Raw genomic sequence first — 14,168 nt, 5'->3', positions numbered from 1 at the left:
GGCGGCTCCTTTCATGGCAGCTCCGCCCGGATGGCGCCCGCATGACCCCGGGTGAGTCTCGACCACCCCTGCGAGGCCCACTGGCGCGCCGCCTTGTCGGCCAGCAGCACCATCGCCGGGTAGAGAACCGCCCCCGCGGCGATGCGAGCTGCCAGCGTCAAGAGCTCGTGCTCGAACTCGATGTGCATGAGGGCCGCATACATCGCCAGGCCGATCGCGCCGAACTTGAGGAACGCAACGACGGGCAGCCTCACGGGCAGGCGCTCATGCCCCATACGGAGGGCAAGCAGCAACAAGGCGGCATAGGACGCAACCGTCGCCACACCCGCTCCGATCAACCCGAGCATGGGGATGAGCAGGAAGTTCAGCGCGATGTTCAAGACGGCACAGACAGCCACGAGCCCCATGCCGGCCTTGCTGCGCTTCTCGATATACAGGCCCGCACCCGCGACCATCACGAGTCCGTCGAATGCCATCCCGGCGATCACGTAGGGGATGACCTCGGCCCCCTCACGGTACTTGGGCGAAGCGAGCAGCCCGATCAGTTCACCGCCGGTCGCACTCAACCCTGCGATCACCAGCATGGCGACCATGATGTAGAGGTGCAGGAAGCGGTGAAGGAGTTCGAGGGTCGCCTCCCGCCCCTGTTCCTCCCAGATCCTCAAGTACATGGGAACCACCGCCGCGCTGAACGATGCAAGGAACACAGCCCGCACGTAGTCGCACAGGTTGTAGGCCGCCGCGTAGTGGCCCAGCGGCTCCGGGCCCAGGAGGTTCTGGATGACGTAGCGGTCTCCCATCGCGAGGATGACCGACGACAGCTCGTACCCGATCATGGGCAGCCCGAACACGAGCATGTTCCGGTAGAGCCGGGGGTCGAAGTCCTTGAGCGAGGGGCGTCCCCGTCGCCACATCCATGCCGCCAGCCACACCGTCGCGACGGTCTCCGCCAACACCGTCGCGCCATAGAACCCCCAGAGGTCCCCGGCGACCAGGAGCAACGCGCCGATGGTCAGGATCAGCACCGCGTAACGGCGCGCCACGCTGTAGATGGTGATGGCGCGGCTGCGCTCTTGAGCGCGCAGTTGGTTGATCAATGCGCTGTCGAACGCCCTGACCACGATGAGCCCCGCCGTCAGCAAGAACAGCGGCGCGACGCGCGGATCGTTCCACACACGCTCGGGCACCCATTGGCTGACCACGGCCCAGAACACTGCCACGACGAGCGCGCTGGCCACCATGCCGAAGGCCACCGTGGCCTCGTACTGACCGAGTCCTGCCGCGTGCTTGCCCGCGCGAACCTCGCTGTAGTAGCGCAGGGCCGAATGCTGGAGCCCCAGCTTTCCGATGCCGACCAGCAGCGCCAGCGCCGTGGCCACCAGATTCATCACGCCATACTCCTCGACGCTCAGCAATCGCGTGAGGATCGGAAACGAGATCACACTGGCCAGCGTCACGAGGACGCTGGCCGTCGTGTAGTTCGAGACGTGTACGAGCAGGCTCTTGAGCATGGCGTTGAACCGGGTGGGCCGGAGAACCGGCGCCCCTCAGCGAAGAGCCCCGACAGAAACAGCCCGCCCGGACATACGAGGCCTCCTCACGAAGCCAGCGAAGCGACCGGCGAATGCCACTCGCGCCCGCCCGGGTCTGCGGGCATCGCATGCAGCCAGTGCCGGATCAATCGCACACCGGGCCCGCCGTCCCAATAGGCATCGGCATGCTCCTCCCGCTGCTGACGGTTCCTCAGAATCACGTGCAGCGCACTCACGCACTCGTCCGCACTCCTGACCACAGCCCCTGCCTCGAAGGGCGTACCGGCCGCAGACGAGGTGCCGAGCAGATCGATCACCGGCGTCTCCATCGCCGCGATCTCGTCGTCGAGGAAGCATGGCCCCGCTCTCAGGACGCAGGTCGCCTCCCGCATGAGCGCAAGCAAGTCCGCATACTCGAGCTCGGGAAGGAAAAGGAGCCCCGCATTGCGCAGGCGCTTCTCCATACCCGTCGAACGCAAAGCCACCATCGTTTGCGGATCGACCGGCCAGACGATGGGGATCTCGGTCTTGACGACCGCGAGCACCTGGCCCAGCTGTGCCATCTGGTGCTCGAAGTCGCCTCCCCTGTGGTGCCGCCTCACCATGCACAAGGCGAAGCCGTCGGCGCTTCTGAGCACCGCATCCTCATGGCCGGAGCCCAGCAGCACCTCGGCCGCGGGGCGCGACCGCTGCAGGGCCGAGTGCACCACGTTCTCCATCAGAGCCCCCACGCACTGGACCCGCGCCGACGAGATGCCTTCCCGATAAAGCGTGTAGTGCGAGGTGAGGCTGCCCGTGTAGACCAGATCCGCCAGGCGGTCGAGCAGCACTGCGTTCAGGCGGTCGGCCTCCTCCTCTTGCGGATCCCGGACGCCCGCATCGGCGCGCAAGAGCGCCACGCCCTTCTTGTGCGCCGTGAGCGCGCAGGCAAGAACGGCATCGCTCGCCCCCAAGGCCAGCACCGCGCGGGGGCCCACCTCCTCGAGCAGCTCGCCGAAGCGCGCGATCAGCAGTGGAGCCGTGACGTCGAAGCTCTCGGCCGGCCGCACGCCGAGGCGGTACTCCGCGCAGGGTTGCGGAAGCGCCGCACTGCGCAGGCGCTCGTCGGACCAGTCCGCCTCGCATCCCGGATGAACGACCACCACCGCCGGGGCTCGGCCCTGCGCCTCCCAGGCCTCCGCCACCGCAAGAGCTTTGAGGTAATCCACGGCCCGATCCACGACGCACACGAGCCGGCTTTCCGCCGGCGGCAACGGCGCGCGCAGATGGCGAACGACCTCCTGAGCCCCGCTGGCGCCCGGCACCGGCCTCGCCGCCCCGCTGCCGGGCGCACGGATCGGGCCGCGGCTCACCGGCGGGGGATGCGCCGATTCACCGACCTCGCCTCGCAGTTCGTGTGCGGTCTCCTCCACCAGGCTGCCGCTGATGACGTCGTTGCCGCTGAGGAACGCCCCAAGCAGCAAGCGGTTGCACAGCAGGTTCACGCGTCGAGGAATGCCGGCGGTCCACTTGTGGATCTCCCGGAAGGCCTCGGGCTCGAAGGCGGGCACCCCCGTCCAACCCACCCGCCGCAGCCGATGCTCGATGTAGGACTTCGTCTCGGTCTCGTCCAACGGCCCCAGATGGCACGAAGCGATCACCCGTTGTCTGAATTGCTCCATCGACTTGGACTCGAGCAGCACCCTCAGCTCGGGCTGACCGATCAGGAAGCTTTGCAACAGGGCGTGCTTGCCGAGCTGGAAGTTCGACAGCATCCTCAGTTCCTCGATCGCTTCCAGGTTGAGGTTCTGCGCCTCGTCCACGATCAGCAAGGCCCGCTTGCCCTGGGCCGCCAGCGCCGTCAGGAACCCCTCGAGGGTCGCGATGAGGTGGGCCTTGGTCGTCCCGCTCGGTGGGACACCGAACGACGCGATGATGGATCTCAGCAAGTCACCCGATTCCAGCTGCGTGCTCACGACCTGGGCGGCCACCACCCGCTCGGGATCGAGCCCCTCGAGCAGCGTGCGCACGAGCGTCGTCTTGCCCGCGCCGATCTCCCCCGTGACGACGATGAACCCCTCGCCCTGGTAGACACCGTACTTCAGGTACGCGAGTGCATTGCTGTGCCCGCGACTGTCGAAATAGAACGCGGGATCCGGGTTGAGCTGGAAGGGGGGCCCGCTCAGGCCGAAGTGGGACTCGTACATGGATGCGCGCAGTGCTCAGAACCGGTGGACCAACGCCGCGAAGACGGCCGTCTCCTGCGCATCCCGCGAGCCGGTGGAGTCGAAGAGCTGGCGCCGGACCCCGATGGAGGCGGCCGTCTTCGGCGACAGAGCGCGAACCAGGCTGAGGCGTGCGGTCTTCTCGCGCGCAGCCTCGCCCTCGCGTACGCCCAATCCCTCGATACGTGTCGATCGCAACAGGAGATTCAGCGCCGTCAGCTCGGTCAGCCGCCGCGTCACTTCTACCGAGGCGCCCCGCTGCTTGTTGTCCGAGGCAAGCAACGGGTCGATGGAGGGCCCAGTGTCCGATCGCGTCAGCTGACGGTAACGACGTTCGTACAGCGAGACGGAAGCAATGGTTCGCCGCCCGAGGAACGCCGCGCCCAGGCTCGTTCCGGTCTGGACCTGGGGGTAGTCCGAGTAGACCGTGGTCGGCCCGGGCAGCACTTCGGGCAGGCCCAGCTCATCGATCAGCTCGCGCACGATCGGCTCTCGCGCGAGCGGGTCCGGGTACCTCGTGGTGAGGATGGCGTCGAGCAGTTCGGCCACGGAGGACGCGGCGCCCAGTGGCAGGAGGTCGGAGTTGGGCAGGCCCACCGGCTGCCGGAACGAACGCACCTGGAACACCAAGAAGGGCGTGCGGTGCGACGCGAGAGCGTTCCAGCCCGTGCCGAAGAACCGACGCTCCACGAGCGCCGAGAGGGCCGTACGTTCGGTCGGCTGCCACCGGCCCCGGATGCCGTAGAGCGGGTCGCTTTCCTCGTCATTCTGGAAACGCGCCCGCTCCCATCCGCCGACGAGCCCCAGGACCAACTGCGTGTCCAAGGCATAGTCCACCGTCGCGCGCGCCGTCTGCAAACGCAGACCGGCGGTGGAGTCGCCCGAGAACCGGGTTTCCTGTCGGACGTATTCGCCCGACCATCCGAAAGGAAGGGGGTCGCGTTCCAGCCTGACCGTCTGCTGCTCCTCGTACGCGTCGCGACGGGGATCGGTGGCCGCGAACTCCCCGTTGCGACGCGTCCAGAGGTGGTCGGACCTGGCCAGGAATGCCAGGTCCGCGCTCAGGCGTCGCTCGATATAAGGGCTCAGGCGCAAGCTGCGGGTGGTGAGCTTGTTGACCGACGTCGGTCCTTCCGACCGGGGCCCATAAGGGTCCGAGGCCCCCTGATCGACCCTCGCACGACCATCCAGATGCGCCCACCCCTCCACCACGTTGGCCTGCAGCGCGAAATCCGCCTGCGGCAAGACCTTGTTCGACTGCGTGGACCGCGTGTAGTGGAGCGCGGTGGCCGACACGTCGCCCTGGAAGTTCACACGTGCGCCGCGGTTGTAGAACCGCAGGCGCGGAGCCAACCCGACGATGACATCGGAGCGGCCATCCTCGACAGCGGCGTACGCCGAGTTGTCCGTGGCCGTGACGCTGAGAGCGACCTCCGGACGCATGCGCCAGTTGGCCTCGGCCGGCGGGGGCATTCGCAGGATGGGCGGCAGCTGCGGCGCCGATGCCGCACCCGCGGGGAGGGGTGCGGCCATAGGCACACCCCGCCCCCCGGCGGACGAAGCACCGGGGCCTCCGAGAGGCTGCCCGCCGTACGTCTGCGCCTGCGCGTGAGCGCTGCTGCCCAGCGCCGCCAGGATCATCAGGCTCAACCGCCGCATCGTGCGCCCCGGGGCAGGGTGCCGGCCACGGGAACGTGCCGGCGAGCGCCGGCTCTGCTCAGTAGTAACCATAGCGGTAGGCCGTCGACGTCTCGGGGCACTTGTTGAGGACCGACATCACCACGGGGCACGATTCCACCGCGGCGAAAGCTTGAATGACGCTCGCCTGCGGGGTGCGGCCGGCTTCGACCACCATCACGACCTGGCCCGCGCGAGAGGCCAGCACCCGCGACTCGGTCGTTGCAAGCAACGGCGGCGCATCGAACACGATGACGCGGTCCGCGTACCTCGTCGCCATGTCGTCCAGCAAGCGCTCCATGGCAGAACTGGCGAGCAACTCCGTCGCGTTGGCCGACGCCGAGCCGGACGGAAGCAGGGTCAGCTTGGGAATGTTGGTCCGCAGCAGCACGTCGGCCAGACTGAGCTCCGGATGCGTCAACACATCGAGCAGTCCTTGCGGTGCCTCCTCGATGCCCAGCCGCTGCACCACCGAAGGCCGGACGACGTCGGCATCGACGAGCAGCACGGTCCTGTCGAGTTCCATCGCGATGCTCAGTGCGAGATTGATGGCCGTGAACGTTTTGCCCTCGCCTGGCAATGCGCTGGTCACCACGATCAGGTTGGCGCGCTCCACCGGCGCAGCGCCCTCGCCGTCCACGTTGCGCAACAGAGGCCGCTTGATCACCCTGAACTCGTCGGACCACGCCGATCGAGGCTGCCCCGGCACCAGCAGGCCGGCCTGGGCGAGCATCGCGAGGGGCAGATCGACCTGACGCGAACAGCGTCCCTCCTCCTGCCGGGCAGGCGATGGTTGCGCCGGTGCGCGGGCCGTCCTCTCGGGACCGAGGCGACTGACGGTGCCCTCCCTGCGGGCGCCTTCGGCCAGCCGCTCGAACTCCGGTTGCGACACCCCGGCCGCAGCCCACGGCACCTCCACCCCTGCTCGCCGCAGTTCCTCCAGCCGCTTGGCCGCCTGCTCGATGATGCTCATGAACGACCCCTCTGCCTCACAGGCGACCTTGGATCACGATCCACGCCAGCCAAGCCACGCAGACCAGCCCGAAACCCGTCGACGCGCTGGCGAATGCCAGGTTCTCCTTGCGCTGTTGGAGCCTCATCGAGTTGCTCATGATCAAGGAGATGCTGCCGAGCACGGGTCGGCCCGTGATGGCATTCAAGGCCCTCTCGGCGTCGATCGGCGGATTCGATTTCCAGCGGAAGAAGGCGGCCGCGACGCCCGCTCCTGCTGACGCGACGATCACGAGCAGCGCCAGGATCTTGCGGCTCGGGAAAACGGGAAGAGGAGACACGCTGGCCGGCTCGACGAGGCGGAAGTCGGCGAGCTGCGACGTCTGATCGATCTTCACCCCCAGCGACGCGGCTTCCCGACGGGCGACCAGCTGCTCGTAGTTCTTGCGGATGATGTCGTAGTCGCGATTGAGCTGCGCCAGTTCCGCCTCGACCTGCGGGACACGCGAGGCGAGCGCGCGCACCTGATCCAGCCTCGCCTGCTCCGCGGCCAGCCGCGTACGCAAGGACGCCACGTTCGCCTCCGCCTCCGCGAGCGACATGCGGATGCGCTGGAACACGGGGTTCGTCGGCGCGCTGCGCCCCTTGCCATCCTTGGACAAGGCCTCCTGACGCTTCTGGGCTTCGAGCTGGGCGATGGTACGGCGGGTGCTCACCACATCCGGGTGTTCATCGGTGTACCGCCGGAGCAGGTCGTCGAGCTGTCGGTTCTGAGCCTCGAGCCGGGCATCGACCTCCGATTGCAGCGGCATCCCCGACAGCGGCACCGCCCCCGGGGGCAACTGCGGATCCTCGGCCGAGAGTTCCCGGCGCAAGGCATTGCGCGAATGCTCGGCCGCGCTCAGTTCCACCCGCAGCCGCGTCACCTGGTCGGCCAGCTCCGACATGCGTGCGAAGTAGTCCTGATTCGACACACCCGACACGCCGAAATTGCGGATCTTGAACTCCTTGAGGCGGTTCTCGGCGTCGACCAGCTTCTTCTCGTACTCGGCGATCTGCTGGTCGATGAAGCGGCTGGCCTCTGCCGAGTCGCGCGACTTGGTGCCCACGCTCGAATCCACGAACAACTGCACCAGCCTCTCCACCAACAGGCGGGCCCGCTCCGGGTCGGTGTCGCGATAACTGATGTTGTAGAGGTTGCCCGAACCGCTCGGCGCCACCTTGATCTTCTCCATCAGCCGCATCACCATGCGCTCGCGGTCCGTGGCGTCCTCCGGCGCAAGGCCGATGTCCGGGGAATCCATCAGGCGCTCCACATTGGGCCGCGATATCAGCGTACGAGCCAGCATCCGCACCTGCTGGTCGATATCCGGCTGGAACGCGAGTCCCGCCATGAGCGGCTTGAGCACGCTTTGCGTGTCCACATAGACACGCGCCCCCGCCTCGTACCGGTCTTTGATCAGGCTCACCGCCACCATGCCGAGGACGCCGACGAGAGCGCCGACGGCAAGACCCGTCCAGCGGTGCCGCCAGACCCCCGTTGCCACCTGCTTGACGTGGCGAATCAGTTCGTCGGTTTCCATCTGAGGCTGATTCCTCTCGGACCCATGTGTGCGCGCGAAAAGCGCGGAAGGTGCGCTGGAGGTGGGTCGGCCGACACCACCTGGCTCAGAACCAGCTCTGCGGCACGATGATGATGTCGCCCGGCTTCATCTGCACGTTGGCCGAGATGTCGCCCCGCTTGAGCAGGTCCTTCAGCCGAACGCTGTACTGCTTGCCGGCCTCCGAGCCCCGCACCAGCACCGCGCCGTTGCCATCGGCGAAGTCGGTGAGGCCGCCCGCCTGGATCATCACATCGAGCACCGTCATTCCCTGGCGGTACGGAATCGATTGCGGCCTCGTGGCTTCCCCCACGATGCGGATCTGCTCCGAGAAGGTTCCCTGGAAGTTGCTCACCACGATGGTCACCACCGGATCGCGGATGAACTTCGCGAGCGCCTTCTCCACCTCGCGCGAGAGATCTGCCGGGCTGCGGCCCGCCGCCATCACGTCTTCCACGAGCGGGGTCGAGATGCGACCGTCGGGTCTCACCGTCACGACGGTCGAGAGTTCGGGGTTGCGCCAGACGACGATGTTCAGGGTGTCGAGGGCCCCGATCTTGTAGCGGTGGTCCGGGGTCTCCGCCGCCGATGGCGCCGGCGGGTACTGCCCCACCGTGCCGCAGGCGGACAACATGCCAGCCGCCACGAAAGCTGCCGTGGCCCGACGGATGATCGACTTGTGCTTCATACGGAACGCGAATCTCATCTCCACTCCTCTCGAAACCCAGATAGCCGGCCCGAACGCCGCGTCATGCCCGCCCTCAGCGAGCCCCTTCTCGAAACAACACGACGCTCACCGTCTCGATGAGCACGAGCACGTCCAGGAACAAGGAGTTGTTCTTGACGTAGTACAAGTCGAACTGGTGCTTGCGGCGCGCGTCCTCCAGGGAGGCGCCGTAGCTGTAGCGCACCTGCGCCCAGCCGGTCACCCCGGGCTTGACGCTGTGGCGCAGGTCATAGAACGGAATGTGCTGCTTGAGCTCCTCGACGAAGCTCGGCCTTTCGGGCCGGGGGCCGACCATGCTCATTTCGCCCTTGAGCACGCTGAGCAGCTGGGGCAGCTCGTCGATACGTGTCTTGCGAATGAAGCGCCCCACGCGTGTGACGCGCGCATCGTTCTTGCTCGCCCACCGCGCCACGCCGTCCTTCTCGGCGTCGACCGTCATGCTGCGGAACTTCAGGCACATGAATCGACGGCCGCCCAGCCCCACGCGCTCCTGGCGATAGATGACGGGGCCCGGGCTGTCGAGTTTGATCGCCAACGCGGTGAGGACCATCACCGGAGCGGCCAGGACGAGCAGCACGCTGGAGGTGAGGATGTCGAACACGCGCTTGGCCGCTCGCCGTGCCGGCCCTTGCACGAACCCTTGGCTGTACACGAGCCAGCTGGCCTTCAGGCTGTCGATCGGCACCTCGGCCTTGACCCGCTCGTAGAAGCCCGACATGTCGAGAATCGGCACCCCGCGGATGCGGCAGGCGAGGAGCTGGTCGATCGGCACGCCGCCCCCGCGTTGCTCCTTGGCGGCCACGATGATCTCGTCGACCGCCAGGCGCTCCACCAGGTCCTCGAGCGGCTCGGAGCGTTCGAACACGCGCATGCCCCCCAGCCGTCCGTCACGCTCCCCGGTGGGATAGAAGCCGACGAGACGCCGTTCCAGCCGCTGCAGCGCCTGCAGGTCTTGTGCGACGCTCCAGGCCTCGGGACCGGTGCCCACGATGAGCACGCGCGGCACCCCGAGGAGACGCGTGATGAGCGAGATCCCCAGCCGCACGGCCACCAGGCCCACGAGGAGGTACAGCATCGCGCTGACGACGAGATAGGTGGCCGACTGCCCGTCCAGATCCGAGGCGAGCACGACATAGGCGATGTAGGCGCCGATCACGAGCGCCAGGATCGCCCGCCTCACGACGCGGCCGAAACCCATTTCCACCGCCGCCTGCCGATAAAGGCCGACGAAGGCATACAGCAACAGCATGGCAGCCGCGAAACCGAGGGCATGCACCCACGGAGCCTGGTCCAGACGCACGGCCACCGCGGCCGCGTCGGCACGGCCGCCGGGCAGGGCTGAAAACACGAACACCGCCGCGAAATAGCACAGCAGGCTGTCGGCCAGCAGCTCGAGCAACGTCGACAACGCGACGTGGTGCTGAAACAAGCGGAACACCCTCATGACCCCTCCGTGCACTCACACCCGCCGGTATAGGGGTGCAATCGGCAGAACGATTCTCGCGGGGGGTGGTGGTGCGACCAACCCACCAAACAGGGGTCGGTCACCCCCGATGTAAGGGATCGCAAAGGCGTGGAGTCTCGCAGCCCGGCCGCGCACGCCGGGCAGGCGTCACACGCGCAAGGCGCGCGCCCGCCGGGCCGCAAGACGCGCGCCGTCGGGGGGGGCGCCCAGAAAGGCCGCGCCCAAACGAAAAGCCCCGCTGCGGGGAACGCGCGGGGCTGGGGATGCTGGTGGGTGGTGCAGGGTTCGAACCTGCGACCCCTGCCGTGTGAAGGCAGTGCTCTACCGCTGAGCTAACCACCCGGGGTCCGGTGCGTAGGACGACCGACGGATCTGGTCGACGTCGTCCAAGAAACCAAGATTATGCCACAACTGTTCGCCAAAGTGTCTTGCCGTTCGAAGACTTGTCGAGGTCGGCCAACACCGCCTCGTGGGCAGCCCGTTCCGACGCGTCGGCCAGCAGCACCGGCAAGGTGAAGGCGGCCAGATCGACCTTCTCGACCACGATCTCCTCGGCGGCGGCCTCCTCTTCCTCGATGACCAGCGACTCCTGGCCCCGAGTCATCTGGATGTAGACCTCGGCCAAAAGGCCTGCGTCCAGCAAGGCGCCGTGAAGCGTGCGGCCCGAGTTGTCCACCTCCAGGCGCTTGCACAGCGCATCCAGCGAGTTCGACTTCCCCGGGAACATCTCGCGCGCCATCAGCAGGCTGTCGGTGATGCGCGCAACGTAGGTCTCGAACTTCCCCTTGCCCAGGCGGCGGAGCTCCGCGTCGAGAAAGCCCACGTCGAAGCTCGCGTTGTGGATGATGGTCTCGGCGCCCGCCAGGTACTCGAGCAGTTCGTCGGCGATGGCGGAGAAGACAGGCTTGTCGGCGAGGAACTCGTCCGTCAGGCCGTGGATCTTGACCGCGTCCTCGCTGTTGCGGCGCTCGGGGTTGATGTAGAAGTGCTTGTTGTTCCCCGTCAACCGCCGGTTCACCATTTCGACGCAGCCGATCTCGATGATGCGGTCGCCCGACTCGGGGCTGAGGCCGGTGGTCTCGGTGTCCAGGAAGATCTGACGCAGCATGCCGCGGATTATGCCGGGGGGCCGGCGCTGGCAGGAGGCAGGAGTCGCCCCCCGGGCAGCCCTTCGCCGCCCGGTGAGGAAAAGTCAGTGCTTTTCCTTGGCGTAGTTGATCGAGTACTTGGGGATCTCGACCGTCAGGTCCTTGTTGCCGACGATCGCCTGACACGACAGCCGCGAGTTGGGCTCCAGGCCCCACGCGCGGTCGAGCATGTCTTCCTCGTTCTCGTCCATCTCGTTGAGCGACTCGAAGCCTTCGCGCACGATCACGTGGCACGTGGTGCACGCGCAGCTCATCTCGCACGCGTGCTCGATCTCGATGTCATGGTCGAGAAGCGCCTCGCAGATGGAGGTACCCGTCGGAGCCTCGATCGTTGCACCCTTCGGGCAGTACTCGGGATGGGGGAGGATCTTGATGATAGGCATGTCTTAGACGTCCTCGACGCGCCGGCCGCTGAGGGCCTGGCGGATGCCGCGGTTCATGCGCTCGGCGGCGAAAGCCTCTGTGCCGCGCGCGAGGCGCTCCAAGGCGGCCTCGATCGCGCGATGGTCCGATCCGCCAGCCGCCACCTGCACCTCCTCGATCAAGCGGTCGATGGCGGCGCGCTCGGCGGGCGCGAGCAGGTCGCCGTCCTGCTGCAGCGCCGAGCGCGTGGCCAGCACCAGACGCTCGGCTTCCACGCGGGCTTCTCGCAGCGCGCGCTGTTTCATGTCTTCCTCGGCAGCGCTGAAGCCTTCCTTCAGCATGCGGGCGATCTCGTCATCGCTCAGCCCGTAGCTCGGCTTGACGGTGATGGAGGCCTCGACGCCCGAGGTCTGCTCGCGCGCCGACACACTGAGCAGACCGTCCGCATCCACCTGGAACGTCACCCGGATGCGCGCGGCACCGGCCGCCATCGGCGGGATGCCGCGCAGCTCGAAGCGGCCGAGCGAGCGGCATTCGCTGACCAGCTCGCGCTCGCCCTGCACCACGTGGATCGCCATGGCGGTCTGGCCGTCCTTGAACGTGGTGAAGTCCTGTGCTCGGGCCGTGGGGATGGTGCTGTTGCGCGGGATGATCCGTTCGACCAGGCCGCCCATCGTCTCGATACCGAGCGAAAGCGGGATGACGTCCAGGAGCAGCAACTCACCGTCGGGCCGATTGCCGGCGAGGGCGTTGGCCTGGATCGCCGCGCCGAGCGCAACGACCTGATCCGGGTCGAGGTTGACGAGCGGCTCACGGCCGAAGAACTCGCCCACGGCACGCCGCACCTGCGGCATGCGCGTCGAGCCGCCGACCATCACGACACCTTGCACTTCGCAGCGGTCCACCTTCGCATCGCGCAGCACCTTGCGCACCGAAAGGAGCGTGCGCTGGACCAGCGGCGCCACGATGGCATCCAGATCGTCGCGCGACACCTGCACGCACAACTCGCCTGCCCCCATCGCGCATCGCATCTGAGCGTGCTGCGCCTGCGAGAGCGCCTCCTTGGCCGCGCGAGCGGCCACGAGCACGGCGCGTTTGTCCTGCGCCGACCGCGCTTCCAGGCCCGTGCGCTGCAGGGCCCAATCCGCCAGCAGCCGGTCGAAATCGTCCCCGCCGAGCGAGGAATCCCCCCCCGTGGCCACGACCTCGAACACGCCGCGGGTCAGGCGCAGCAGCGAGACATCGAAGGTGCCGCCGCCCAGGTCATAGACGGCGTACAGCCCTTCTGCTCCGTTCTCCAGACCGTACGCGATGGCTGCGGCGGTCGGCTCATTGATGAGCCGCAGGACGTTCAGGCCCGCCAGCTTGGCGGCGTCCTTGGTGGCCTGGCGCTGCGCATCGTCGAAGTAGGCCGGCACGGTGATCACGGCGCCGAAGATGTCGTCGTCGAACGTCTCCTCGGCTCGATAGCGCAGCGTCGCGAGGATCTCGGCCGAGACCTCGACCGGCGACTTGGGCCCCTCGCGCGTTTCGATCTGCAGCATCCCGGGTGCATCGATGAAGCGATACGGCAGCTTGCTCCGCTCGGCCACGTCCGACAGCGTACGCCCCATGAAGCGCTTGACCGACACGATCGTGTTCTCCGGATCGCTCGCCTGGGCCTCCAGAGCGTCGTAACCGATCTGGCGGCGCCCGTCCCCGAGGTAGCGCACGGCCGAAGGCAGCAGCACGCGCCCCTGATCGTCCGGCAGGCACTCGGGCAGGCCATGGCGCACGGCGGCCACCAGCGAGTGGGTCGTGCCCAGATCGATACCCACCGCGATGCGCCGCTGGTGGGGATCGGGCGTCATGCCGGGTTCGGAGATTTGCAGCAAGGCCATGAAGGGAATTTTCCGATGCGTGGGTGACGGGCCGTCATTGTCCCAGCGCCTCGAAACGCCGGTCGATCTCTTCGGCAAAGCGCTCGACGAACATGAGGGCTCTGACCTGGTGGGCGGCCGCTTCGGTGTCGTCGCGCACGTCGAGCGCCTCACGGACGGCGGCAAGCATTTCCTGCCGTCGCTGCATGACCTCGGTGGCCAGGCGGTCCAGCTCGGCCGCGGAGGTGGTCTGCTCCAACGCCTCGCGCCAGGCCATCTGCTGCATGAGGAAGTCCGCCGGCATGGCGGTGTTGCTTTCGGCGCGCAGCGGATGTCCGCGCAGTTCGCACAGGTAGGCCGCGCGTTTGAGCGGGTCCTTCAGGCGCTGGTATGCCTCGTTCACCCGCACCGCCCACTGCATCGCCACCCGTTGCGCGGCCGGCCCCTGCGAGGCGAAGCGATCGGGGTGGACCTCGGCCTGGAGCTTCTTCCAGCGGGCGTCGAGCACCTCGCGCGCCAGCTCGAAGCGCGCCGGCACGCCGAAAAGCTCGAAATCGTTGACATCCAGCGGCGAGAAGCCCATGGCACGGTCGTCAGGGTTCTTGGTTCGCAGGCAACGGCCAGCCCCTCAGGCCGGCTGC

The 14,168-nt window shown here is 67.5% G+C and carries 11 protein-coding genes and 1 tRNA gene; all 12 read right to left on the bottom strand.

All coding sequences use genetic code 11. The features are described 5' to 3' along the window. Positions 1-11: 11 nt before the first annotated feature. The 12 genes from OMP39_RS06335 to hscB all read right to left on the bottom strand — a co-directional run bounded on the left by OMP39_RS06335 (position 12) and on the right by hscB (position 14,110). The gene (locus OMP39_RS06335; RefSeq protein ID WP_264894066.1) at positions 12-1,511 is read right to left on the bottom strand and encodes an oligosaccharide flippase family protein; all 1,500 of its coding nucleotides are present in this window, start codon (positions 1,509-1,511) and stop codon (positions 12-14) included. Between the two features lie 86 nt (positions 1,512-1,597). Continuing rightward, positions 1,598-3,718, bottom strand: coding sequence for an XrtA/PEP-CTERM system-associated ATPase (locus OMP39_RS06330; RefSeq protein WP_264894064.1), 2,121 nt, complete (start codon positions 3,716-3,718; stop codon positions 1,598-1,600). Between the two features lie 15 nt (positions 3,719-3,733). Continuing rightward, the gene (locus OMP39_RS06325) at positions 3,734-5,269 is read right to left on the bottom strand and encodes a TIGR03016 family PEP-CTERM system-associated outer membrane protein (protein ID WP_264894062.1); all 1,536 of its coding nucleotides are present in this window, start codon (positions 5,267-5,269) and stop codon (positions 3,734-3,736) included. 184 nt (positions 5,270-5,453) lie between these two features. Further along, entirely contained in the window at positions 5,454-6,386 is a 933-nt protein-coding gene (locus tag OMP39_RS06320; RefSeq protein WP_264894060.1) for an XrtA-associated tyrosine autokinase, read from the bottom strand. A 16-nt stretch (positions 6,387-6,402) separates the two neighbouring features. Next, entirely contained in the window at positions 6,403-7,947 is a 1,545-nt protein-coding gene (locus tag OMP39_RS06315; RefSeq protein ID WP_264894059.1) for an XrtA system polysaccharide chain length determinant, read from the bottom strand. 85 nt (positions 7,948-8,032) lie between these two features. Then, a complete protein-coding gene (locus tag OMP39_RS06310) occupies positions 8,033-8,671 on the bottom strand; it encodes an XrtA/PEP-CTERM system exopolysaccharide export protein (RefSeq protein WP_425340665.1) in 639 nt (212 codons plus the stop codon). 55 nt (positions 8,672-8,726) lie between these two features. After that, positions 8,727-10,136: a TIGR03013 family XrtA/PEP-CTERM system glycosyltransferase gene (locus OMP39_RS06305; RefSeq protein WP_264894057.1), complete on the bottom strand. Its 1,410-nt coding sequence runs from the start codon at positions 10,134-10,136 to the stop codon at positions 8,727-8,729. A 288-nt stretch (positions 10,137-10,424) separates the two neighbouring features. Then, positions 10,425-10,499, bottom strand: a tRNA-Val gene (locus OMP39_RS06300). 58 nt (positions 10,500-10,557) lie between these two features. Continuing rightward, a complete protein-coding gene (gene dnaQ / locus OMP39_RS06295; RefSeq protein WP_264894054.1) occupies positions 10,558-11,265 on the bottom strand; it encodes a DNA polymerase III subunit epsilon in 708 nt (235 codons plus the stop codon). Positions 11,266-11,349: 84 nt separating this feature from the next. Next, complete coding sequence (gene fdx, locus OMP39_RS06290) at positions 11,350-11,688, bottom strand: ISC system 2Fe-2S type ferredoxin (protein ID WP_264894052.1); 339 nt, start codon at positions 11,686-11,688, stop codon at positions 11,350-11,352. A 3-nt stretch (positions 11,689-11,691) separates the two neighbouring features. Next, positions 11,692-13,548: a Fe-S protein assembly chaperone HscA gene (gene hscA / locus OMP39_RS06285; protein WP_264894050.1), complete on the bottom strand. Its 1,857-nt coding sequence runs from the start codon at positions 13,546-13,548 to the stop codon at positions 11,692-11,694. A gap of 34 nt (positions 13,549-13,582) precedes the next feature. Continuing rightward, complete coding sequence (hscB, locus tag OMP39_RS06280) at positions 13,583-14,110, bottom strand: Fe-S protein assembly co-chaperone HscB (protein WP_264894048.1); 528 nt, start codon at positions 14,108-14,110, stop codon at positions 13,583-13,585. Between the last annotated feature and the right edge of the window lie 58 nt (positions 14,111-14,168).

This window comes from Schlegelella aquatica, assembly GCF_026013905.1.
In the GTDB taxonomy this organism is placed as follows: domain Bacteria; phylum Pseudomonadota; class Gammaproteobacteria; order Burkholderiales; family Burkholderiaceae_C; genus Caldimonas; species Caldimonas aquatica.
The sequence above is the reverse complement of the archived record's forward strand: the minus strand, read 5'-3'. Positions and strand labels throughout refer to the sequence as shown.

What these genes read in the sequence shown, in the direction of transcription:
- OMP39_RS06320 (WP_264894060.1), bottom strand. Translation starts at nt 6,386, where the DNA reads ATGAGCATCATCGAGCAGGCGGCCAAGCGGCTGGAGGAACTGCGGCGA.
- hscB (WP_264894048.1), bottom strand. Translation starts at nt 14,110, where the DNA reads ATGGGCTTCTCGCCGCTGGATGTCAACGATTTCGAGCTTTTCGGCGTG.
- dnaQ (WP_264894054.1), bottom strand. Translation starts at nt 11,265, where the DNA reads ATGCTGCGTCAGATCTTCCTGGACACCGAGACCACCGGCCTCAGCCCC.
- OMP39_RS06305 (WP_264894057.1), bottom strand. Translation starts at nt 10,136, where the DNA reads ATGAGGGTGTTCCGCTTGTTTCAGCACCACGTCGCGTTGTCGACGTTG.
- OMP39_RS06335 (WP_264894066.1), bottom strand. Translation starts at nt 1,511, where the DNA reads ATGCTCAAGAGCCTGCTCGTACACGTCTCGAACTACACGACGGCCAGC.
- hscA (WP_264894050.1), bottom strand. Translation starts at nt 13,548, where the DNA reads ATGGCCTTGCTGCAAATCTCCGAACCCGGCATGACGCCCGATCCCCAC.
- OMP39_RS06330 (WP_264894064.1), bottom strand. Translation starts at nt 3,718, where the DNA reads ATGTACGAGTCCCACTTCGGCCTGAGCGGGCCCCCCTTCCAGCTCAAC.
- OMP39_RS06325 (WP_264894062.1), bottom strand. Translation starts at nt 5,269, where the DNA reads ATGGCCGCACCCCTCCCCGCGGGTGCGGCATCGGCGCCGCAGCTGCCG.
- fdx (WP_264894052.1), bottom strand. Translation starts at nt 11,688, where the DNA reads ATGCCTATCATCAAGATCCTCCCCCATCCCGAGTACTGCCCGAAGGGT.
- OMP39_RS06315 (WP_264894059.1), bottom strand. Translation starts at nt 7,947, where the DNA reads ATGGAAACCGACGAACTGATTCGCCACGTCAAGCAGGTGGCAACGGGG.
- OMP39_RS06310 (WP_425340665.1), bottom strand. Translation starts at nt 8,671, where the DNA reads ATGAGATTCGCGTTCCGTATGAAGCACAAGTCGATCATCCGTCGGGCC.